Source organism: Amycolatopsis melonis, from assembly GCF_040064235.1.
Classification (GTDB): Bacteria; Actinomycetota; Actinomycetes; order Mycobacteriales; family Pseudonocardiaceae; genus Amycolatopsis; species Amycolatopsis melonis.
Map to the genome: position 1 here is coordinate 308739 of NZ_JBDZYD010000009.1, position 22450 is coordinate 331188.

The following is a 22450-nucleotide window of genomic DNA, read 5'->3' on the forward strand; positions in this document are numbered from 1 at the left end:
CGGCGCCGCCCCGGCGGATCATGGCGCGCATGACCGAACCGGACACGCAGCGGGCGCTGGTGCGGCTCGAAGCGGACGCCGAGGCCGACGCCGAAGAGCTGGACCGGCTCGCCCGCAGGCTGCGTGCCGAGCTGCGCGAGCTGGACGTCGACGTGCTGCCGGTCCCGGCCGAGCTGCCGGAGGGCGCGAAGGCGGCGGACCCGGTGACGATCGGGTCGCTGCTGGTGGCGTTCAGCGCGGCGGGCGGGGTGTTCCCCGGCCTGGTCGACACGCTGCGCGAATGGCTGGGCAGGCAGGGCGGCAGGCACCGGATCAAGGTGACGGTCGACGGCGACACGGTCGAGCTGGAGCGGGCGACGTCGGCGGAGCGGCAGCAGCTGATCGACGCCTTCGTCCGGCGCCATGGCTAGCCGTCACGCGCTCCTGATCGCGACCGAGACGTACGCCGACCCGGCGCTGCGGAGCCTGACCGCACCCGGCGGCGACGCGCGGGAGCTGGCGGCGGTGCTGAGCGACCCGGCGATCGCGGGGTTCGAGGTGACAACCCTGGTCGACGAGCCGCACCACGTGGTGGGCGAGGCCATCGGCGAGTTCTACCGCGGCCGCCGTCGCGACGAGCTGACGCTGTTGTATTTCACCGGCCACGGCGTCAAGGACGACGACGGGAGCCTGTACCTGGCGATGGCCAACACGCGCCGCGACAGCCTGATGTTCACGGCGCTGGCGGCGGAGCTGGTCGACCGCGCGATGGCGGGCTGCGCGTCCCGCCAGAAGGTGCTGGTGCTGGACTGCTGTTACAGCGGCGCGTTCCCGGCGGGCAAGCTGGCCAAGGCGGGCACGGACGTGCACACGCTGGAGCGGTTCCAGGGCCGCGGCCGGGCGGTGCTGACGGCCTCGGACGCCACGCAGTATTCGTTCGAGGGCAACGAGGTCGTGGGTTCGGCGGCCCGTTCGGTGTTCACTCGCCACCTGGTGGCGGGCCTCCGCGACGGAAGCGCGGACCTCGACGGCGACGGGGATGTGACGGTCGACGAGCTGTACAGCTACGTTCACGAGCGGGTGGTGGCGGAGATGCCCCGCCAGCGGCCGAAGCACCAGTCCGATGTGGAGGGACGCATCGTCCTGGCCCGGAACCCGAGGTGGCGGCTGCCGGAGTATTTGAGACACGGACTGGCAAGCCCGATCGCGGCCGACCGGCTGACGGCCCTGGAAGGCCTGAAGCGGCTGAACCGGGTGGGCAACGAGGTGGTGAGGGAAGCAACGGCAGCCGAGATCCGGCGGTTGGTGGACGACGACAGTCGGAGGGTGTCCGGGGCCGCGGCCGCCTGGGTGGCGGAGGTCGACGGGGTGGCTGCGGGACCGAAGGGTGGGGCCGAGCCGGTTGCTGCTGCGGTGCCGGAGGTGGTGGAGCCGGTGGCGCCGGGACCGGAGGGTGCTGTGGCGGAGCCGGTTGCCGCTGAGCCTGCGGTGCCGGAGGTGGTGGCGCCAGTGGCTCCGGGGCCGGAGGGTGGTGCGGCGGAGCCGGTAGCTGCGGTGCCGGAGGAGCCGGTTGCCGCTGAGCCTGCGGTGCCGGAGGTGGTGGAGCCGGTGGCTTCCGGCCCAGAGAGCAGTGCGGCGGAGCCGGTTGCCGCGGGAACGGTTTCCGAGCCGGTCACCGCTGAGCCGGAGCCGGAGCCGGTCGCTGCTGTGGCCGAGCAGGCCGTTCCGGAACCGGACCGTCGGCCGCCCGGACCGGCTGTTGCCGGATCCGAACGGCCGGTCGTCCCGGAACCCGAGCCCGCTCCGAGCGACCCCGCCACCTCCGACGAGCCGGAAACACCCAAGAAGAAGCTCTCCCGCCGGGCGAAGATCTGGCTCTCGGTGGCAGTCGTGCTCGTGATCGCCGGGACCGTCCTGCTCATCGTCCTGCTCTCCGTGAGCAGCGGCAACAGCAGCGGCAGCTTCGACAACCATTCCTGGGGCTGATCACTCCAAAAAGGACTCCACCGCGTCGGCCGCCGCCGCAATACCGCCGTGGCTACGGATCTCCGCCTTCAGCTCCGCCAGCTGGGACGCCACCGAAGCCGACGACGTCACCTCGTCCACCGCCTCCCGCAGCGATGACGCCGTCACCGACTCAGCCGCCAGTTGCCGCCCGGCTCCCAGCGCCTCCAGCTGGGCCGCGTTGCCGAACTGGTCCGCCGCCTGGGGGATGGCCACCGTCGGGACGCCGAACCACAGCGCCTCCGTTGCCCCGCCCATCCCCGCGTGCGTGATGAACGCCGATGCCGCCTCCAGCACCGCCAGCTGCGGGACGCTCTCGGACACCTCCACCGAAGGCGGCAACGGCCCGAGATCCGACGGCGACACGTGCTTTCCCAGCGACATCACCACATGCCAGTCCGCGGCGAACGCCTCGACGCACGCCCGGTACACCGGCAGCTGGTCGGTGAACGCCGTCCCGAACGAGACCAGCAGGACCGGGCGGCCCGACGGCGGTGGCGTCCACGAACGGTCCGCCAGGCGCTCCGGATCCAGGCACGGCCCGACGAACCGCACGTGCGGGCCGACGCGTTCGGCGTTCGGCTGCATGGCCCGCGGGATCAGCGACAGCACCCGCGGCGGATGGCTGATCCACTCCCACGGATCCGCCGAAATCCCTTCCGTCCGCAGCCAGGCGGCGTACGTCTCGGCATAGTCCACACCGGACGGTGACGTCCGGATCGGGGTCAGGACCTCGGCCATGTCCTCGTCGTAGCCATCCCACGCCACCAGGGTCGGCGACAGTTGCACGGCCGGGACGTCGTACCGCACCCCCAGCAGCGGCGCGCCCAGTCCGCCGATGTCGTACAGCAGCAGGTCGGGCCGGTCGGTGTCGAACCGCCCGGTCAGCGACGGGTGGATCGCGATCGCCTCGTCGAGGAAGACGCGCATCGCCTCCGCCGGCTCCTCCGGCCAGACCGCGGCTTCGCCGAGCGGGAAGATCGTCGGGTGCTCGACCACCGTGGCGCCGGTGGACGCGGCCAGCGAGGCCAGTGGCGAGCCGACGACGTAGGACACCCGGTGGCCGCGGCGCACCAGCTCGCGGATCACCCCCAGCGACGGGTAGATGTGGCTCGGTGCCGTGCAGCCGACCATGACGATGTGTTTGCGCAGCATGATGCTCCTTCAAGGAAGAGAAAGAAGAAGGACGGCGCGCAGAAAAGGGACTCACCGATGGCGGGGAGCCCGGCGGTCACGCCGTCTCAGACGAGGCGGAGCCGGATGAAGAAGATCATGTTCGGGACCGTACGCGATCCGGGATGCCCCGCGCCACCCGATTTCCATCTTTCGTAGGGCATTCCGGGCACGCGGCCGGTTGCCGTCCCCGTGAAGCCCCGCGCGGGTCTAGGGTTCATCCGCCCGAAGTCGCCAGGGAAAGGGAGAAAACAGTGAGAGGTGCCGTTCTCGCCGCGGTGGCCGCCGCCGCGGTGACGTCCGCGCTCGTCACCGCGCCGGCCGCGACCGCCGCGCCGGCCGCGCCCGCGAGCCCGGCGGCGATCGCCTGGGGCCCGTGCACCAACCCCACCCTCGTCGCCGCCGGCGCCGAATGCGGGTTCCTCGGTGTGCCGCTCGACTACTCGAAGCCCGGCGGGGAGCAGATCCAGCTCGCCGTGAGCCGCGTCAAGCACAAGGTGCCCGACGCGCAGTACCAGGGCGTCATGCTGACCAACCCGGGCGGCCCCGGCGGGTCCGGCCTGCTGCTGGCCACCCGCGGCCCGCGGGTGCCCAACCACGCCGGCGACGCCTACGACTGGGTCGGGTTCGACCCGCGCGGCGTCGGCGACAGCAAGCCCGCGCTCAGCTGCGACCCGAACTACATGGACTACAACCGGCCGCAGTACGTGCCGTTCACCCCGCAGCTGGAGAAGACCTGGCTCGACCGCTCCAAGGGGTACGCCGAAGCCTGCGCGAAGAACAACTCGCGGGCGCTGCTGGAGAACATGAAGACGACCGACACGGTCCGGGACATGGACTCCATCCGGCAGGCGCTCGGCCAGAAGCAGCTGAACTTCTACGGCTACTCCTACGGCACCTACCTCGGCCAGGTGTACGGCACGCTGTACCCGCAGAACGTGCGCCGGATGGTGCTCGACTCGACGGTCGACCCGCGCGGCGTCTGGTACGGCGACAACCTCAACCAGGACATCGCGTTCGACAAGAACATCCTGATCTGGTTCGGCTGGCTCGCCCAGCACGACGACGTCTACCACCTCGGCAAGACGCAGGCGGCGGTGCGGCACGTCGTCGACGAGCAGCTGCTCAAGACGTCGTTCACCCCGGCGGGCGGCGTGATCGGGCCGGACGAGATCCTCGACGTCATCCAGCAGGCGTCGTACTACCAGCTCCGCTGGACGCTCCTGGGCGACGCGCTGTCCCGGTTCGTCAACAAGGGCGACTGGCAGAACTGGAAGACGCTGTTCGAGGCCTTCGGCGGCCGCGGCGACGACAACGGCTACGCGGTCTACCTCGCCGTCCAGTGCACCGACGTCCAGTGGCCGCAGAGCTGGCAGAAGTGGAAGCGCGACAACTGGAAGACGTTCGCGAAGGCGCCGTACTTCACGTGGCAGAACGCCTGGTTCAACGCGCCGTGCCTGTACTGGCCGGCGAAGCCGGGCAAGCCGGTGAAGGTCGACGGGCGTGGCGTGCAGAGCGTGCTGATGATCGACGAGACCCTCGACGCGGCGACGCCGTACGAGGGCAGCCTCGAGGTCCGCAGCCGCTTCCCGGGTGCGTCGCTGATCGCGGAGCCGGGCGGCACGAGCCACGCGATCACCCCGCGCGGCAACGCGTGCGTCGACACCAAGATCGCCGACTACCTGGCGACGGGCGCACTCCCGGCCCGCAAGCCGGGCCGCACGGCCGACGTCGAGTGCGCCCCGCTGCCCCAGCCGACACCCCCGGCACCGACGGCAGCCGCGGCACGGGCCGACACCGGTCTCGCCGACGGTCTCCTCTCCGGCCGGTTCCTCGGCTGACCTGCAGAAACCCCTGAGGAGCGGGGTGTCGGGCCAGTGCCCGGCACCCCGTTTTCTGGGCGCGGACTCTCCGGAACCGTGGACTTTGTGTTACAAAGTAGGCTCACCAAGTCCAGGAGGGGAGGACGCCATGACTGGGGGACCGGCGTTCGCACTGCGCGGCCTGACCAAGCGGTTCGGGTCCGTCACCGCCGTCGGCGGGGTGACCGTCGAGGTCGCGCCCGGCGAGGTCGTCGCGCTGCTCGGGCCGAACGGCGCGGGCAAGTCGACCACCGTCGACCTGCTGCTCGGCCTGAGCAAGCCCGACGCGGGGGAGGTCATCGTCGCCGGGGGCAGCCCGCGCGAAGCCGTCGACCGGGGGCTCGTCGGCGCGATGATGCAGAACGGCGCGCTGCTGCCCGACGTCACCGTCGGCGAGATCGTCGGTCTGGTCGTCTCGACGCACGTCCAGCCGCTGCCCGCGGCCGAGGTGATTGCCCGCGCGGGCCTCGGGCACCTCGTGAAACGCCGCTGCGGCAAGCTTTCCGGCGGGGAACGGCAACGCGTCCGGTTCGCGCTCGCCCTGGCAGGCGACCCGCAGCTGCTCGTGCTCGACGAGCCGACCGCGGCGATGGACGTCGACGGCAGGCGGGCCTTCTGGGCCGCCATCCGCGAGTTCGCCGACGGCGGCCGGACCGTCCTGTTCGCCACCCACTACCTCGCCGAGGCCGAGGACTACGCCGACCGCGTGGTGCTGATGCGCCACGGCGTGGTCGTCGCCGACGGCCCGGTCGCCGACGTCCGGGCCGCGGTGTCCGGGCGGGTGCTCAAGGCCGTCGTCCCGGGCGCGACCGAGGCGGACCTCGCCTCCCTGCCCGGTGTCACCGGCGTCCAGTTGCGGGCCGGCCGCGCCGAACTGGCCTGCGCCGACTCCGACGCCGCCGTCCGCGCCCTGCTCGCCGCGCACCCGCGGGCGGCCGACATCGAGATCACCGCGCTCGGCCTCGAAGAGGCCTTCCTGGCGCTGACCAGCGAGGAGGCCGCCGCGTGAACACGACCTACCTGGGCCTGGAGATCAAGCGGATCCTCCGCAGCCCCCAGTTCACGATCTTCACCATCGGCATGCCGGTGGCCATGTTCCTGCTGTTCGGCTCGATCTTCGGCAAGCTCGTCGCGCCCAACGGCCTGCCCGCCGACGTCCAGACCATGATCAACCTGGCCGCGTACGGCGCGAGCGGCGGCGCGCTGTTCACCGGCACCCGCGTCGCGCAGGAACGCACCGACGGCTGGCAGCGGCAGCTGCGGCTCACGCCGATGCGCGGCCCCGGCTACCTGGCCGTCAAGGTCGTCTCCGCGATGGCGGTGGCCCTGCCGGTCCTCGTGACGGTCTTCGTCGCCGGGCTCGCGCTGGGCGTGCACCTGACGGCCGCGCAGTGGGGCCTGGTGCTGGGGTCGCTGTGGCTCGGCGTGCTCCCGTTCGCCGTCCTGGGCCTGGCCATCGGCCTGTTCGGCAAGGGTGACACCGTCGGCGCGGTCACCGGCGCGCTGATGATGCCGCTGGGCATGCTCGGCGGCCTGTGGATCCCGCTCTACGTCCTCCCGGACTGGATGGCCACGCTCGCGCACTTCTTCCCGACGTACTGGCTGGGCCGCCTCGGCGTCGAGCCCCTCGCCCACGCGGGCGGGCTGGGCCCGGCCGCGCTGGTGCTGGCGGGCTGGCTGGTCGTGCCCGCCCTGGTCGTGGTGCGCCGGTTCCGGCTGGACACCGCCCGGCTGTGAATGCGTGTTAACTTCCGTGCAGCGCAGGGGAGGAGGCCGGGCCGGGTGGACGACGAGCCGTTGTCGGCGGAGGAATCGCTGGACCTGATCGCCCGGCAGCACCGGCGGACCCGCCGGGAACTGGGCGGCGGCCCGGCGCGGATGCTCGCCGCCTGGGCCTTCGCGTGGATCGCAGGCTGGGGCTTCACCTACTACGCGACGCAGGCCGAGGACGTGCCCGGCTGGGTCGGCGGGGTCGTCACCGGGGTGTTGTTCGTCGCCGCGATCGCCTACACCGCCTACGTCAGCGCCCGTGCCGCGCGCGGCATCCGCGGCCCGTCCCGCACGACCGGCGCGATGTACGGCTGGAGCTGGCTGCTCGGCTCCGCCGGCCTGATGGTCGTCGACCTCCGGATCACGCAGTTCCAGGCGCTGTCGCCCGGCCAGGTCTCGCTGCTGTGGTCCGGCTCCTGGCTGCTGCTCACCGGCGTGCTGTACCTGGCGGGCGGCATGGTCTGGCAGGACAGGCTGATGTACGGCCTCGGCGCGTGGATGATCGTGTCGGCCGCGCTGAGCGTGCTGGTCGGCTTCCCGGCCAACTTCCTGGTCCTCGCGGCGTGCGGAGGCGGCGGGTTCCTGCTCGCGTCGGTCGTCTACTTCGTGCGCGAGAACCGCTGATGAGCGAACTGCCGCAGCTCGACCCCGTCATCCACGCCCAGGCCCGGCTGCGGGTCACGGTCGCGCTCGCCGGGCTGCGCAGCGGCGACCAGATCACCTTCCCGCGGCTGCAGCAGCTGCTGGACATGACGGCGGGCAACCTCTCGACGCACCTGCGCAAGCTCGAAGACGCCGGGTACGTCGAGATCACCAAGGCCTACGAGCACCGCACGCCGGTCACCCTGGTCCGGCTGACCGCGCACGGGCGGGCGGCGTTCGAGAGCTACACCCAGGCGCTGCACCGGTTGCTGGACGCCACCGGCGGGGGCTGACGTGGCCCGCTGGGTGATCCACCTGGACCTTGACGCCTTCTACGCGTCGGCCGAGCAGCTCACCCGCCCGACGCTGGCGGGCCGTCCGGTGCTCGTCGGCGGCACCGGGCCGCGCGGTGTCGTTGCCGGGGCGAGCTACGAGTCGCGGGCGTTCGGCATCCGCTCGGCGATGCCGATGTCCCAGGCGCGGCGGCTGCTGCCGGCGAACGGCGTGATCGTGCCGCCGCGCTTCCGCGTGTACGAACGGCTCAGCCAGGAGGTCTTCACCGTCGTCGCCGAGGTGGCGCCGGTGCTGGAGAAGATCTCCCTCGACGAGGCGTTCGCCGAACCGCCGTCGCTCGCGGGCGCGTCGCTGGAAGACGTGACGGCGTTCTGTGCCTCGCTGCGGGCGCGGATCCGCGCGGAAACCGGGCTGGTGGCGTCGATCGGGGCGGGCAACGGCAAGCAGATCGCGAAGATCGCCTCCGACGAAGCCAAGCCGGACGGGCTGCTGGTCGTGCCGCAGGGCACCGAACGCGAGTTCCTCGCGCCGCTGCCGGTGCGCGCGCTGTGGGGGATCGGCCCGGTCGCGGAGGGCAAGCTGCGCTTCATCGGCGTCCAGACGCTCGGGCAACTGGCCGCACTGTCCGAAAAGGACGCTGTCGCCACGCTGGGCGGGGTGGTCGGCCGCGACCTGCGACGGCTCGCGACGGGATTCGACGACCGCCCGGTCACCGGCCGCGGCGAGACCAAGCAGGTCAGCGCCGAGACGACGTTCGACACGGACATCATCGACCTGGCCTCGCTGCGGGCGGAAGTGCGCCGGATCGCGGTGGGGGCGCACCAGCGGCTGGTGAAGGCCGGGCGGGTGGCCCGCACGGTGGTGGTCAAGCTGCGGCACACGGACATGCACACGGTGACCCGCTCGGAGACGATGTCCGCCCCGACGGACGACCTGGCCGCCCTGTCGGCCACGGCGGAGCGGCTCCTGCTGGACCCGGCGGAGTTCGGCGGGATCCGGCTGGCGGGGGTGGCGTTCAGCGGGCTGTCGGTGCCCCACCAGGACGCACTGTTCAGCCTGGCGGTCCCCGAGACCCCTTCGACGGTCGTTTCCGCGGCGCCGGTTGCCGTGGCCGCTGCCGCGCCGGCTCCGTCGACGTGGCGCCAGGGCGACGACGTGGTCCACGAGGAGTTCGGCACGGGCTGGGTCCAGGGCGCGGGCCACGGCCGGGTGACGGTCCGCTTCGAGTCCCGTTCGACGGGCCCGGGCGCGGCCCGCACGTTCCCCCAGGACGACCCGGCCCTGCGCCGCGGCGACCCGGGCGACTGCCTGCGCTGATCTACCCGGCCGAGCAGCCCTGCAGCTTCGCCACTTCCTGACCCGCCAGCAGGAACGCGCCGACGCCGTAGGCAGCGGTGTCGGTCACGTGAGCCGCGGCCGGGCGGTCGCCGACCGGCTGGACATACCCCACCAGGCCGTTCGGCTGCAGAGCGGTTGCCGACAACGCCGTCCACGCCTTGTCGACCACCGGGCGGAAGCGTGCGGCGGGCAGGATTCCCGCGTTGACGCCCCAGCCGAGGCCGAACGCGAACAGCGCCGTGCCGCTGGACTCCGGGCCGCCGTGGTGCCACGGGTTCAGCAGGTCCACGTTCCAGAACCCGTCGCGGCGCTGCACCAAGGCCAGCGTCGCGGCCATCTTCCGGTACACCCGCAGGTATTCCGGACGGCGCGGGTCGTCGGACGGCAGGACCTGCAACACCTTCGCCAGCGCAGCCAGTGCCCAGCCGTTGCCGCGGGACCAGAACACCCCCGTGCCGGCGAACCGCGCGTCGCGGTACCAGAGACCGGTGGCTTCGCTGAACAACTTCCGTTCCGCAGTGGAAAACAGTGTGTGCATGACGTCCAAATAGGACGGATCGTGGTCGATCAGGCTCATCCGCGCGAACGACGGCATCGCCATGTTCAGCGCGTCCACGTAGTTCCAGTAGTCCCGGTGTCCCGCCCGCACCGACGCGACCTCGTCCCTGATCCGCGTGCGGATCGAGTCCAGCGGGATCTCCGGATGGAAATACGTGTACAGGTCCAGATAAGCCTCGCCCGCCGCCTGGTTGTCCGGGAAGAACGGGCGCTCCGGGTCGGAGGGGAGCTGGTAGCCGTTCGCCTTGGCCCATGGGTACGTCTTGTGGTTCGACTGGCCGGTGGTCCGGACCAACGCGAGGTTGCCGACGTGGAACGTCGCGTTCTGCCAGTCCGGGGCGTCGAGCCCGGTTCCGTTCGCCACCCAGTAGTTGCCCGCGGCCACCATTTCGCTCGCCACCGCGCAGTCCGCCGCCGTCGCCGCCGGGGCCGTCAGCAGGCCGCCGACGAGCGCCACGAGCACGCCCGAGATTCCCGGGAAACGCATGGAAGCGTCCTCCTCAGCACGTCAGGGCGGCGGGTCGTCCGCAGCGAGTGAAGCGCTTCCCGGTAACCGTGTCAAGGTGCCGATGAGCGGTACGGCGCAACGGTTTCCAGCAGACGGCGGGCCGCGGATTCGGCGCCGTCGGCGTTCTTCGCCAGCACCAGCGTCAGCACGCGGGAGTGCGCGACGAGCGTGTCCGCCGGTTCGCCCTGCGCCCGCAGTGCCGCCACCACGGGCACCTGCAGCTGCGCGATGAGCGGGTTCCCGGACGCGCGGATCAGCGCCGCGTGGAACCGCGCGTCCGCGTCCTGGAACACCGCCGGGTCGGGGGCGTCCGCCATCAGCGCGTACGCCGCCGCCATCGTGGACAGCTCGTCGGGACACCGGTGCCGCGCGGCCATCCGCGCCGCCTGGGGCTCGATCGCCAGCCGCAGCTCGAACAGCTCGCGCAGGTGCTTGCGGCCGTCGGGACCGTTGACGCGCCAGGCGATGACGTCCGGGTCGATCGCGTCCCACGCCTCCGGCGGCAGCGTCCAGGTGCCGACGCGCGGGCGGGCGGTGACCATGCCCTTGGACTCCAGCACGCGCAGCGCCTCGCGGACCACCGTGCGGGACGCGGAGAAGCGGCGGCCGAGCTCCTCGGGGACGAGCGGCTGCCCGTCCCCGAGGACGCCTTCGACGATGAGCCGCCCGAGTTCGTCGACGATGCGCGCGTGGAGGTTCACTCCGGCAGGCCGACGCGCCGCTCCCCGCTGCGCAGCTGCTGCAGCACGACCGCGATCACCAGCAGGGCGCCGTGGGCGACGTTCTGCCAGAACGGGTTGATGCCCAGCCCCGACATGCCGTTGTCGAGCACGCCAAGGATGATCACCGCGAGCACGGTCGAGATGATCGATCCGCGGCCGCCCTTGAGCATCGTGCCGCCGAGCGCGGCGCCGGTGACGGCCTGCAGTTCCAGGCCTTCCGATCCGGACGTCGGCTGCCCGGAGCCGGTGCGCGCGGTGATCAGCACGCCCGCGATCGCCGCGACCACGCCGACGAGGGCGTACACGCCGATGATGTACCGGTTGATGTTGATGCCTGCCAGGCGCGCGGCGGTGTCGTTGCCGCCGATCGCGTAGACGTTGCGGCCGATGTCGGTGTACTTGAGCAGGAAGTGCAGCAGCGCCGCGACGATGAGGAACACCCACACCAGCGACGGCAGCCCGAGCACGGATCCCTTGGCCAGGAAGATGAACAGGTCGTCGCCGCCGGTGTAGCCCTGCGCCTTGCCGTCGGAGATCACCTGCGCGATGCCCTTGTAGGTGGCCAGCATCGCCAGCGTCGCGACCACCGGGTTGACCCGGCCGAAGATGATGATCATGCCGTTGACCAGGCCGCACAGGATGCCGACGCCGACCGCGGCGAGGATGCCTACCTCCGAGTTGCCGGTCGAGGTGAACACCATCGCCGAGACGACCGAGGCGAGCCCGGCCATCGACCCGACCGAGATGTCCAGCGCGCCCAGGATGATCACCAGGGTCTGGACCAGCGCGAGCAGGCCCATGATGGTGATCGCGCTGCCGATGAGCAGCAGGTTGTTGGTGCGGAAGAAGTTCTCGTTCAGCGCGCTCAGCAGGACGACCAGCGCGATCAGCGTGATGATCAGGCTGGAGTTCTGCACGCCGATGCCGGTCAGCACGCGGCGCGCGGCGCTCGGCTGAGCCGGGGCGGCGGGGGCCGACGTTTCCTTGGTGGGGGTGCTCATGCGCCGATCTCCTGGTCTTCCACGGCGGGTTCGGTTTCGGGGATGGCGAGGGTCAGCACGGCTTCCTCGGTCGCCTCTTCGCGGCCGAGTTCACCCGCGAGCCGCCCGGCACGCATCACGAGGATGCGGTCGGCCAGCGTCAGCACCTCGGGCAGGTCGGAGGAGATGACCAGCAGCGCGATGCCCTCGGCGGCCAGGCCGTCGATGATCCGGTAGATCTCGGCCTTCGCGCCGACGTCGACCCCGCGCGTCGGCTCGTCGAGGATCAGCAGCTTCGGCCGCCGCGCGAGCCAGCGCGCGAGGACGGCCTTCTGCTGGTTGCCGCCGGAGAGCTTCCGGACTTCCTGTTCCATCGACGGCGTCCGCACGCGAAGCTCGCGTACGTACTCCTCGACGAGCGCGCGCTCCTTCGCGCGCTTCACGACACGGAAGCGGCGAAGGCGGTCGAGGACGGCGATGGAGACGTTGTCGCGTACGGACCGCTGCATGAGCAACGCGTCCGTCTTGCGTTCTTCGGGCGCGAAGCCGATCCCCGCCTTCACGGCGTCGCCGGGGTTGTGCGCGCGAAGCGGCTTCCCGTCGAGTTCGACGGTCCCGGACCGGATCGGCAGGTCGCCGACGATCGCGCGGGCCAGCTCGGACCGTCCCGCGCCGACCAGCCCGGCCAGGCAGACCACCTCGCCCGCGCGGACCTGCAGCGAGATGCCGGTGACGTCGTCGGTCGTGACGTCGTCGAGCTTCAGGACCACGTCCCCGGTGTCCTGCGTGACGCGCCGCTCCAGGGCCGAGAGGTCGCGGCCGATCATCATCCGCACCAGGCTGGGCTCGTCGGTCTCCGCGGCCTGCTGGACGCCGACGAGCTTGCCGTCGCGCAGCACGGCGACGCGGTCGGCGAGCTGGAAGATCTCCTTCATCCGGTGCGAGACGTAGACGACGGCGACGCCGCTGTCCCGCAGCCGCCCGATCAGCCGGAAGAGCGCCTCCACCTCGTGTTCCGACAGCGACGACGTCGGCTCGTCGAAGGCGATCACCCGCGGTGGCGTGGCCGCGGTGAGCACCCGCAGGATCTCGACGAGCTGGCGTTGCGCGGCGGACAGCGCGACACCGAGCGTCGCCGGGTTGAGCACGCCTTCGAAGCCGTACTCGACGAGGGCGTCGTGCGTGGCCTTCATGAGCGTGCGGCGGCTGAAGACCCTGGCCTTGGCGGGGAGTTCGCCGACGAAGACGTTCTCCGCCACCGAAACGTGCGGGATGATCTCGGGCTCCTGGTAGATCACGCGCACCCCGGCGGCCATCGCCGCGCGCGGGGTGTCGAAGGTGACCTCGGTGCCGTCCAGGAGGAGCCGCCCGTCGTCCGGGCCCTGGTCGCCGGACAGCACGCGCAGCAGCGTCGACTTCCCGGCCCCGTTCTCGCCCATCAGCGCGAGGACCTCGCCGGAGCGGAACTCCAGCGAGACGTCGTCGAGGGCGGTGACGCCGGAGAAGCGCTTGCCGATGCCCTCGACGGCGAGCGCGGGAGGAGAGCCGGACATGGTGTCCCTTCCATACGGCGGCAGGACCGGCACTTTCACGTGAAAGTGCCGGTCCCGGGGAGAGCGGTCAGGTGCAGTTGACGCCGGCCTGCTTGTAGTTGTCCTTGTTGACGATCGTGGTCTTGGCGATCGTTTCCGCGGGCAGTTCCTTGCCGTTCTTGATCTTGTCGACCAGCACCTGGATCGCCGAGCGGCCGACCTCGGCGCCGGAGATGTACAGCGCGGCCTTGTTGCCGGTGTCCTTGCCCGCGGCCCAGTCCTTGCAGTCGAGGTACGCGCCGAGCCCGACGCCGATGATGTTGGCGGGCTGCACGCCGGAGTTGGCCAGCGCGGTCACGACGCCGGTTTCGTTCTCGTCGTTGCAGCCCCAGACCACCCAGTGCTTGACGCCCGGGTTGGAGCCGATCACCGCGCCGGAGCGGTTCTGCGCGTCGACCGGGGAGTTGTCGGTGCCGACGTCGATCACCGGGACGTCCGCGCCCGCGGCCTTGGCGAACGCGGCATTCGCGGCGTTGACGCGGTCGGTGCAGACGGTCAGGTCCTGCTTGTAGGCACTGATGATCTTCGTGTCGGCGGGGGACCAGCCCGCGGCCTTGAACAGCTTCCCGGCTTCGGTGCCGACCGAGTCGCCCATCTGGCTGCCGTTGAAGCCGACGAACGGCGCCTTCTGGCCCGAGCCGTCCTTGATGACGTCGTCCGAGGCGACCAGCGGGATGCCCGCGCTCTTGGCCTTGTCGATCACCTGCGGGCCGATCGCCTGGTCGGGGACGACGATGGCGACCCCGTTCGCGCCCTGGGCGACCGCGGCGTCGAGTTCGGTGATGGCCTTGTTGGCGTCCTGGCCGAGGTTGACCACCTTGAGCTCGACGCCGAGTTCCTTCGCCTTCTCCTGCGCCCCTTGGGCCTGCTCGACGAAGTACTGCTGGTCACCCTGTTTCTGCAGGTAGTAGAGGGTGATCTTGCCGTTGGCCGGCGCCTGCTGCTGCGGCGCCGCGGTGTCCTTCCCGGACGAGCAGGAAGCCAGCAGCACGCCGGAAATCAAACAACAACCAACAACGCTCCAGGTCCGTGACCTGTGCGGGTGTGTGGACATCAAGGGCTCCCAGGGGCCGGAGACGGGGATGGGGCTCTGAAGTGACTCGTATTACAAAACACCCATTCGTGGAGCGTCAAGGCGGAGTTAGCGGAGCGAGACCTACTCTGCGTGACCACTTGGGGGCGTCCGCCCAGGCATTTATCGTATTTTTTCGGCCCTGGACTGGGCGTTGTCCGGGTTTTGTCCGGTGACGATGTTCTGATCGGTGTTGTCGACTGTGGTGCGATTCGGACATGGCTGGGGGACGCCGTCTCCGTCCGATTCGCCCGGCTGGCAGGATGGCCGGACGACGTCCGAGGGGGATCGATGACCAAGCACCGCGTCGCCGCGCTCGCCGGAATCGCCGTCCTGGCGGCCGCCTGCAGCAGCCCGCCCCAGCAGGGGCCGGCGCCGACGCCGTTCCCCGAGGCGGCGTCCTCGGGTTCCGCCGCCGCGCCGGAGGGGTCGTTCACTGTCGTCGCCACCGGCGACGTCCTGATCCACCCGGCGCTGACCGAGCAGGCCGAGGCCGACGGCGGCGGCAAGCTCGACTACCGGCCGCTGCTGGCCGGGATCAAGCCGCTGGTTTCCGGCGCGGACCTCGGGATCTGCCACCTGGAGACGCCGCTGGCGAAGGAAGGCGGCCCGTACAGCGGGTATCCGTCGTTCAGCGCGCCGCCGGAAATCGCGGACGCGGTGAAGGACACCGGCTACGACACGTGCTCGACGGCGTCCAACCACACCATCGACCAGGGCGCCGAAGGTGTCACGCGGACGCTGGACAAGCTCGACGCCGTCGGCGTCAAGCACACCGGCTCCGCCCGCTCGGCGGCCGAGGCGGCGAAACCGCTGATCCTCGACGTCCACGGCGTCAAGGTCGCGCAGGTGTCGTACAGCTTCGGGTTCAACGGCATCAAGGTGCCGTCCGGGAAACCGTGGCTGGCCAACCAGATCGACGTCGACGACGTCCTCGCGGCGGCCCGGAAGGCGCGGGCGGCCGGCGCGCAGGTCGTCATCGCGAGCCTGCACTGGGGTGTGGAGTACCAGCACGAGCCGACGACCGAGCAGCGGTCGCAGGCGAAGCGGATCCTGGCGTCGGACGACGTCGACCTGATCGTCGGCCACCACGCCCACGTGGTCCAGCCGTTCGAGAAGATCGGGGACAAGTGGGTGGCCTACGGGCTCGGCAACAGCGTCGCCCGCCATTCGGAGCCGAAGGGCGACACGGAAGAAGGCGCGGCGGCCCGCTTCCGTTTCGTCCGCGACGGCGACCGCTGGAAGGTCGGCAAGGCCGAGTACGTCCCGACCCTGATCAAGCTCGACTCCCCGATCCGCCTGATCGACTTGTCGACAGCCGAGAAGTCCGCCCAGGTCACCAAAGCCCTCGAGGACACGGACAAGAACATCCTGAGCCTAGGAGCCGACAAGGACGGCCTCACCCGCCCCGGCAAGTAGGCCGAACTCGCGTGATCAGAGCCGTAACTCGCGTGATTAGCGCCGTAACTCGCGTGATTGAAGCCGGATCTCGCGAGTTACGGCTTCAATCACGCGAGTTCGGTCCCCGATCACGCGAGTTACGGGTTTCAGTGGGTGCGGGTGGTGATCAGGCGGGCCAGGGCGGCGAGTTCGGCTCCCGCTCGCGGGACCGGGTTGACTGCCGCGAGTTCGCGTAATGCCTTGGCCTGCAACGCGTCCGCCTGGGACTGGCTCCACTGGCGTCCGCCTGCCGTCTCCACCAGCGTCGCCGCGCGGGCCAGCGTGGCGTCGTCGAGCGGTGACGGCTGGGCGTAGAGCGCGGCCAGGTCCGTGCCCGCGGGAGTGCCCGAGCACAGTGCCGTCACCACCGGCAGGGACTTCTTGCGGTTCTGCAGGTCCGAGTACACCGGCTTGCCGGTGACCGCCGGGTCGCCCCAGATGCCGAGCAGGTCGTCGATGTGCTGGAACGCCAGCCCGACCGCGCGGCCGAACGCGCCGAAACGGTCCGCGTCGCGCTGCCCGGAACGTGCCCCCAGCGTGCACGCCGCTCCCAGCAGGGCCGCCGTCTTGCCCTCCGCCATCCGGACGCACTCGGCGGGGGTGACGTCGTCGCGCTGCTCGAAGTCGAGGTCCGCAGCCTGTCCCTCCAGCAACGCCAGTACCGCGTCCGACAGCAGCCGCGCGTCCGGCGCCCCGCGCGGGGCCAGCACGTCGAACGCCAGGTTCAGCAACGCGTCCCCGGCGAGCACCGCGGGCCCGGTGCCGAACACCGTCCACGCCGTGGCGCGGTGACGTCGCGTGGTGTCGCCGTCCATGACGTCGTCGTGCAGAAGCGAGAAGTTGTGCACCAGCTCGACGGCCACCGCGGCCGGGACGGCGTCGGCGGGATCGCCGCCCGCCGCCTCGGCGCACAGCAGCACCAACGCCGGCCGCAGCGCCTTGCCGCCGCTCGCCGTCGACGGCCTGCCGTGCGCGTCCCGCCAGCCGAAGTGGTAGCAGGCGATCTGCCGCATCGTTTCCGGCAGCCGGTCGGCGGCGGCGCGCAGTGCCGGGTCGACCAGTCCGCGGCTCCACGCGAGGACGTCGGCGAGCGGACGGGCCGCGGTCCGCGTGTTCATGGTCGTCATGGGTGGCCGATCTCGACGTCGTCGAGCACGCCGAGGGCGTCCGGGACGAGCACGGCCGCGGAGTGGTACGCGCTGACCAGGTACGACGTCACCGCGCGGTCGCTGACCCCCATGAACCGGACGTTCAGTCCCGGCTGGTACTCGTCGGGCAGGTCCTTCGGGCGCAGGCCGATGACGCCGGAGTCGTCCTCGCCGGTGCGCATGGCCAGGATCGACGTCGTGCCCGCGGGGCTGATCGGGAGCTTGTCGCACGGCAGGATCGGCACGCCCCGCCAGGCCAGGACGCGCTTGCCGTCCACCACCGTCGTGTCCGGATAGACGCGGTGCGCGGTGCACTCGCGGCCGAACGCGGCGATCGCCCGCGGGTGCGCGAGGAAGAAGCGCGTCTTGCGGCGGCGGCTGAGCAGGTCGTCCAGGTCCAGCGGGCTCGGCGGGCCGGTGCGCGTGGTCAGCCGGTGCTTGAGGTCGGCGTTGTGCAGCAGGCCGAACTCGGTGTTGTTGATCAGCTCGTGTTCCTGCCGCTCCCGCAACGCTTCCACGGTCAGCCGCAGCTGCTGTTCGAGCTGGTTCATCGGCTGGTTGTAGAGGTCGGTGACGCGGTTGTGCACCCGCAGCACGGTCTGCGCGACGGCGAGGTCGTACTCCCGCGGCGCGGGGTCGTAGTCGACGTAGGTGCCGGGCAGGACGGGTTCGCCGTCGTGCCCGGCGGTCAGGTCGATGCTCGCCTCACCGGCCTTGTTCTGCGGTTTCCTCGGCCGCGCAAGGGCTTCCGCGACGTGCGTGCGGAGGGCTTCGGACCGGCCGTTGAGCCGGGCGTAGGCCGCGGCGGGCAGCACCAGCGCGATGACGCGGGTGGCGGCCCGCGCGGTGAACGGCCAGGTGCCGGTGGCGCCGCCGAGGAGTTCCTCGCCGAAGTGGTCGCCGTCGGTGGACGTGCCGAGGTGGACCTCGTCGCCGTACTCGCCTACCTGGTACCGGCCGACCTTGCCGTGGGCGACGAGGACGATCGTGTCCCGCGGCGCGCCTTCGGCGAACAGCGTCGCGCCCGGTTCGTACTCGCGTTGCTCGAACGCGTCGGCCAGCGAGCGCAGCGCCTGGTCGTCGCCGAACCCGCGCAGCAGCGCCAGTTCGGTGAGTTCGGCGGGCACGACCTGGACGCGCGCGCCGGTGCTGTAGAAGCTGACCTTGCCGTCGCCGACGGTGTAGGTGAGCCGCCGGTTGACCCGGTAGCTGCCCGCCGGGACGTCGACCCACGGCAGCTGGGAGAGCAGCCAGCGGCTGGTGATGCCGCGCATCTGCGGCACCGTCTTGGTCGTGGTGGTCAGCGTCCGTGCCGCCGTGACGCTCAGCGACAGCTGCAGTGACGCCGTTTCTTCGGTGACTGTCAAGGTTTCACGCGCCGATCGGGTTCGGGAGGCTCAGGGGGACGGGTGCCCGCGGGCTTGGGGACGACCCGGGCGGCGGCCGTGCCGAGCCCGGTCGGCCCGAAGGCCGACGCGGGCAGGGCGGGCGGACGCCCGGGTGGTTCCGGCTTCCGGGGCGGGGTGACCGGCTCGGGCACTACCCCTCCCGGCCGAGCTCGGCGGCCTCCAGCACGGCCAGCGCGTCCGGCACCAGCACGGCGGCGGAGTAGTACGCGGACACCAGGTAGGAGATGATCGCCTGCTCGCTGATCCCCATGAACCGCACGTTCAGCCCCGGCTGGTACTCGTCCGGCAGCCCGGTCTGGTGCAGCCCGACCACGCCCTGTGCCTCTTCGCCGGTACGCATCAGCAGGATCGAACTGGTCCGCGTCTCCGAGACCGGGATCTTGTTGCACGGCAGGATCGGCACGCCACGCCACGCCGGGACGTGGTGCCCGCCGAGGTCGACGGCGTCGGGGTAGACGCCGGCCTTCGTGCACTCGCGCCCGAACGCCGCGATCGTCTTCGGGTGGGCGAGGAAGAAGCCGGGATCCTTCCACACCAGGGAAAGCAGCTCGTCGAGGTCGTCCGGGGTCGGCGGGCCGGTGCGGGTCGGGATGCGCTGCGCGAAGTCGGCGTTGTGCAGCAGCCCGAAGTCGGTGTTGTTGATCAGCTCGTGTTCCTGCCGCTCCCGCAACGCTTCCACGGTCAGCCGCAGCTGCTGCTCGATCTGGTTCATCGGCTGGTTGTAGAGGTCGGCGACGCGGGAGTGGACCCGCAGCACCGTCTGCGCCACGGACAGCTCGTACTCGCGCGGCCGGGCCTCGTAGTCGACGAACGTGCCGGGCAGCACCGGCTCGCCGTCGTGGCCCGAGGCCAGCGCGATCTCCGCCTCGCCGTGCTCGTTGCTGGCCGCCGAACCCAGCGCCACGTACGCGTCGAGGTGCTCGCGCAGGGCATCCGAACGGGACACGATTTCTTCGAAGTCGCGGCGGGGCAAGGAAAGCACGGTACACGCGGTGACGGCCTTGGCGGTGAACTCCCAGATCCCGTCGCCGTCGACGAGCGCGGCTTCGCCGAAGTGGTCGCCGTCGGCGAGCGTGCCGAGCACGACCTGGTCGCCGTAGGCGCCGGTGCCGACCTTGGTGACCTTGCCGTGGGCGATGAGGAAGACCTGGTCGGCCTGGCTGCCGAACTCGACGAGCGCGTCGCCCGGCTCGTATTCGTGCTGGGTGAACCGGTCCGCCAGCTCGGTGAGGACCTCTTCGTCGTCGAATCCGCGCAGCGGCGCCAGTTCGCCGAGTTCCGGCGGGATCACCCGGACCTGGGCGCCGGTGGTGGTGAACGTGACGCGGCCGTCGCCGACCGCGTAGCTCAGCCGCCGGTTCACCCGGTACGCGCCACCGGAAACCTCCACCCAGGGCAGCAGCTTCAGCAGCCACCGGGAGGAAATGCCCTGCATCTGCGGGACGGACTTCGTCGTCGTGGCCAGCGTCCGGGCCGCGGCCCGGCTCAGGCTCAGCGGCTCCTGCTCGTCCACGTTCACGGAGTCCACCGGGTCGGTGACAGTCACAGCGAAAACCACCCCATCGTTCGCTTCGGCACTGGAATTTACGCGGTTTCACGACCCCCGCGAATTCAACCTAGCAACCGCGCTCGGCCGCACAATGACACGATCGGGTTACCGGGATAATCTCCGTTTCGTTACTTGATCATTTACACCAAAACCGGTCACGGCCTGTTTCTGGCCGTCACCCGGTCGTGAAGATGGCAGCTCGGTGGCGGAATACCCGGTCGCCTGCGGTGTGGAGAGAACGGGTGGACATGTGTAATAGCTGGGCCGAATCGGCGACAGGGGTGCCGGGTGTACGGCCACTCGGATGAATTCGGTATTCGCGGTTGTGGGCGGTGAAATTGATGACTAACTTGAGCGGTCCCCGGCGGCGGAATGCCCGACGGCGGCACTTCGCGGCGAAAGGACATGGATGAACATCTTCGTGGCCGGCGGGCTCTGGGTGGTGGGTGCGGCCTGCGCCGGCGGCGTGATCGCCTACCTGGTCCGCCGGTTCGGCCGGGCCGACGAGGGCAGGGCGGGCAACAACGACGCGGCGGGCCAGGTGTTCACCATCGTCGGCGGGCTGCACGCGGTCCTCGTCGCCTTCGTGCTCATCTCGCTGTACGACTCGGTGGGCGCGGTGAGCCAGAACGCGCAGACCGAAGCGGACAGCCTCGTCGCGGCGAGCTGGGCGGCCGACGCGCTGCCCGGCGACACCAAGGACCAGGTGCACCGCCTCGCGGCCGACTACGCGCGGACGGTCCAGGAGCAGGAGTGGCCGCGCCTGGCCGACGGCGGCCCGGTGCCCGCCACCGGCGCGACCCAGCTCGACCAGCTGCGCCGGGTGGTGGCGGCCGCACCGGCCGACGGTGACTGGGAGGTGGACCGCAAGACCGAGGCGAGCAACCAGCTGTGGTCGGTCTACCAGGCCCGCCAGCAGCGGCTGGCCCACTCCGGTGCCGGCGGGGTCGGCACGGTCGTGTGGTTCGCGCTGATCCTCGGCAGCCTGATCACCGCCGTCCTGCTGCCCAACCTCTTCGGCGGCACCCGGCTCGCCGCGCACATCGTCATCGTGTCCACCCTGGCCGGCACGATCACGTTGCTGCTGTTCGCGATCTACCAGCTGCAGAACCCGTTCAGCGGCGGGGTGAGCGTGGCCCCCGACGCGTTCGGCTCGGCGCTGGCCAGGCTGGCTTGACCGGCACCCCGGCCCGCTGGGCCGCGGTGCTCGGCGTCGCCGCGGTGCTGTCGGTGTGGCTCCCGCCCGCTGCCACGGCGCAGGCCGCGGGCTGCACGATCCTGCAGGCGGAGACCGAGCGCGACGGCGGCCCGACGACGTTGCGGCTGCTCTCCCTGCCGGACGGCGTGACGCAGCGGGTGACCCGGACCGCCTTCTGGATCAACGCGATGGGGTACTCGGCCGGGCAGGGCGTGGTCTACGGCGTCGCCGACGGCACCCGCGGCGGCCGTTACCACGGTGCGCACGCGGTGCGGATCGACGCGGACGGCGAGGTCACCGACCTCGGCGTGATCGGCCGGGCCGGCGCGCGGCACTCCGTGTGGAGCCTGGTCACCGGCGCGACGGCCGGGACTATCGCGGGCACCCGCTGGTACGTGCGGCAGGACGGCGATCTGTACACAGTGGACACCGACCCGGCGAGCGCGGACTACCTGCGCGTGGTGCACCGGACGGCGTTGCGGCCGGTCTCGCTCGCGATCGGCGTCGACGACTTCGCCTACGACCCGGCGGACGGGCTGCTCTACGGCGTCTCGGCGTCATCCCGCGGCGGGAACTCGGTGGTCACGCTCGACCCGGGCAGCGGCAGGGTCGAGGTGGTCCCGGGCCTGCGGTTCCCCGAGGGCGGCTCGTACGGCTCGGTCGCGCTCACGGCGGACACGATCTACGCGACGGCCAACCACGACGGCGGCCGGAGCGTCACCTACCGCCTTCCGCGCGACGGCTCGGGGCAGCCCGAGGCGGTGTCGGCCGGACCGGCGCTGGCGAGCAGTGACGCCGCCGGGTGCTACCCCGGCGTGCCCGCCCCGCCGCCTCCGCCGCCCCAGGAACCGCCGCCGAACCCGCCGCCGAACCCGCCGCCGAACCCGCCGCCGCGGGGTGACGGGCCTTTCCCGGCGCCGCAGTCTCCGCTGCCGGGCACGCAGCTGCCGCCGTCATCGGCCGGGCAGCCGACGTCCCCGTCGACGTCCCCGACGTCGCCGGGCGCGCAGCAGCCGGTCGTGGTACCGCCGACGGTGCCGGGCGCGACGCACCCGTCGCCGTCACGGCACGCGCGGACGCCGGACAAGCCGGTTTCGGTGGCCACGGGCACCGGGCTGACGACGGAGGCGAAACGCCGCTGGGGCGTGACGGCGCTGATCCTCGTGCTCGGCGGGGGAGCGGCGGTCGCCCACGTGCGGCGGCACCGCTGAA

20 protein-coding genes are annotated in these 22450 nt (G+C 71.4%); 11 read left to right on the forward strand and 9 right to left on the reverse strand.

Going from position 1 to position 22450, the window contains the following annotated elements:
* The first annotated feature begins 29 nt into the window (after window positions 1–29).
* Both ABJI51_RS25210 and ABJI51_RS25215 read left to right on the forward strand, forming a co-directional pair.
* The gene (locus ABJI51_RS25210; RefSeq protein WP_348953876.1) at window positions 30–410 is read left to right on the forward strand and encodes an effector-associated constant component EACC1; all 381 of its coding nucleotides are present in this window, start codon (window positions 30–32) and stop codon (window positions 408–410) included.
* Window positions 403–1965 (forward strand): caspase family protein, encoded by a 1563-nt coding sequence (locus ABJI51_RS25215; RefSeq protein WP_348953877.1) that lies wholly within the window; start codon window positions 403–405, stop codon window positions 1963–1965. Before ABJI51_RS25210 ends, ABJI51_RS25215 begins: the two co-directional genes overlap by 8 nt.
* Here ABJI51_RS25215 and ABJI51_RS25220 read toward each other — a convergent pair whose 3' ends face one another.
* On the reverse strand, window positions 1966–3138 hold the full coding sequence (locus ABJI51_RS25220) for a macrolide family glycosyltransferase (protein WP_348953878.1): 1173 nt from the start codon (window positions 3136–3138) through the stop codon (window positions 1966–1968).
* A 272-nt stretch (window positions 3139–3410) separates the two neighbouring features.
* On the opposite strand from ABJI51_RS25220, the gene ABJI51_RS25225 reads away from it, so the two are divergent.
* From ABJI51_RS25225 to ABJI51_RS25250, 6 genes are all read left to right on the forward strand, one after another.
* On the forward strand, window positions 3411–4997 hold the full coding sequence (locus ABJI51_RS25225; protein WP_348953879.1) for an alpha/beta hydrolase: 1587 nt from the start codon (window positions 3411–3413) through the stop codon (window positions 4995–4997).
* Between the two features lie 130 nt (window positions 4998–5127).
* Window positions 5128–6027 carry an ABC transporter ATP-binding protein gene (locus ABJI51_RS25230; RefSeq protein ID WP_348953880.1) on the forward strand — a complete coding sequence of 300 codons (900 nt, stop codon included), beginning with the start codon at window positions 5128–5130 and terminating at the stop codon, window positions 6025–6027.
* Window positions 6024–6755: an ABC transporter permease gene (locus tag ABJI51_RS25235; RefSeq protein ID WP_348953881.1), complete on the forward strand. Its 732-nt coding sequence runs from the start codon at window positions 6024–6026 to the stop codon at window positions 6753–6755. Before ABJI51_RS25230 ends, ABJI51_RS25235 begins: the two co-directional genes overlap by 4 nt.
* A 45-nt stretch (window positions 6756–6800) precedes the next feature.
* Window positions 6801–7412: a hypothetical protein gene (locus tag ABJI51_RS25240; RefSeq protein WP_348953882.1), complete on the forward strand. Its 612-nt coding sequence runs from the start codon at window positions 6801–6803 to the stop codon at window positions 7410–7412.
* The gene (locus ABJI51_RS25245; RefSeq protein ID WP_348953883.1) at window positions 7412–7723 is read left to right on the forward strand and encodes a winged helix-turn-helix domain-containing protein; all 312 of its coding nucleotides are present in this window, start codon (window positions 7412–7414) and stop codon (window positions 7721–7723) included. The genes ABJI51_RS25240 and ABJI51_RS25245 overlap by 1 nt, the downstream gene beginning before the upstream one ends.
* A gap of 1 nt (window position 7724) precedes the next feature.
* A complete protein-coding gene (locus ABJI51_RS25250) occupies window positions 7725–9041 on the forward strand; it encodes a DNA polymerase IV (protein WP_348953884.1) in 1317 nt (438 codons plus the stop codon).
* 1 nt (window position 9042) lies between these two features.
* On the opposite strand, the gene ABJI51_RS25255 is transcribed toward ABJI51_RS25250, so the two are convergent.
* From ABJI51_RS25255 to ABJI51_RS25275, 5 genes are all read right to left on the reverse strand, one after another.
* Window positions 9043–10107, reverse strand: a complete 1065-nt coding sequence (locus ABJI51_RS25255; protein WP_348953885.1) for a glycoside hydrolase family 88 protein — start codon at window positions 10105–10107, stop codon at window positions 9043–9045.
* Between the two features lie 71 nt (window positions 10108–10178).
* Complete coding sequence (locus ABJI51_RS25260) at window positions 10179–10829, reverse strand: FadR/GntR family transcriptional regulator (protein WP_348953886.1); 651 nt, start codon at window positions 10827–10829, stop codon at window positions 10179–10181.
* A complete protein-coding gene (locus ABJI51_RS25265) occupies window positions 10826–11851 on the reverse strand; it encodes an ABC transporter permease (protein WP_348953887.1) in 1026 nt (341 codons plus the stop codon). Before ABJI51_RS25265 ends, ABJI51_RS25260 begins: the two co-directional genes overlap by 4 nt.
* Window positions 11848–13383, reverse strand: a complete 1536-nt coding sequence (locus ABJI51_RS25270) for a sugar ABC transporter ATP-binding protein (RefSeq protein WP_348953888.1) — start codon at window positions 13381–13383, stop codon at window positions 11848–11850. The genes ABJI51_RS25265 and ABJI51_RS25270 overlap by 4 nt, the downstream gene beginning before the upstream one ends.
* Before the next feature lie 67 nt (window positions 13384–13450).
* On the reverse strand, window positions 13451–14425 hold the full coding sequence (locus ABJI51_RS25275) for a substrate-binding domain-containing protein (protein ID WP_348953889.1): 975 nt from the start codon (window positions 14423–14425) through the stop codon (window positions 13451–13453).
* A 360-nt stretch (window positions 14426–14785) separates the two neighbouring features.
* Here ABJI51_RS25275 and ABJI51_RS25280 point away from each other — a divergent pair, with 360 nt between their 5' ends.
* Window positions 14786–15913, forward strand: coding sequence for a CapA family protein (locus tag ABJI51_RS25280; protein ID WP_348953890.1), 1128 nt, complete (start codon window positions 14786–14788; stop codon window positions 15911–15913).
* Window positions 15914–16041: 128 nt separating this feature from the next.
* On the opposite strand, the gene ABJI51_RS25285 is transcribed toward ABJI51_RS25280, so the two are convergent.
* The 3 genes from ABJI51_RS25285 to ABJI51_RS25295 form a co-directional block, all read right to left on the reverse strand.
* A complete protein-coding gene (locus tag ABJI51_RS25285) occupies window positions 16042–17061 on the reverse strand; it encodes a family 2 encapsulin nanocompartment cargo protein polyprenyl transferase (RefSeq protein ID WP_348953891.1) in 1020 nt (339 codons plus the stop codon).
* Window positions 17058–18449, reverse strand: coding sequence for a family 2B encapsulin nanocompartment shell protein (locus ABJI51_RS25290; protein ID WP_348953892.1), 1392 nt, complete (start codon window positions 18447–18449; stop codon window positions 17058–17060). The genes ABJI51_RS25285 and ABJI51_RS25290 overlap by 4 nt, the downstream gene beginning before the upstream one ends.
* A gap of 172 nt (window positions 18450–18621) precedes the next feature.
* Window positions 18622–20037 carry a family 2B encapsulin nanocompartment shell protein gene (locus ABJI51_RS25295; RefSeq protein ID WP_348953893.1) on the reverse strand — a complete coding sequence of 472 codons (1416 nt, stop codon included), beginning with the start codon at window positions 20035–20037 and terminating at the stop codon, window positions 18622–18624.
* A 412-nt stretch (window positions 20038–20449) separates the two neighbouring features.
* Between ABJI51_RS25295 and ABJI51_RS25300 the strand changes: the two genes are divergently transcribed.
* Together ABJI51_RS25300 and ABJI51_RS25305 are read left to right on the forward strand one after the other, a co-directional pair.
* Entirely contained in the window at window positions 20450–21217 is a 768-nt protein-coding gene (locus ABJI51_RS25300) for a bestrophin-like domain (RefSeq protein ID WP_348953894.1), read from the forward strand.
* Complete coding sequence (locus ABJI51_RS25305) at window positions 21214–22449, forward strand: DUF6923 family protein (protein ID WP_348953895.1); 1236 nt, start codon at window positions 21214–21216, stop codon at window positions 22447–22449. Before ABJI51_RS25300 ends, ABJI51_RS25305 begins: the two co-directional genes overlap by 4 nt.
* Window position 22450: the final 1 nt, after the last annotated feature.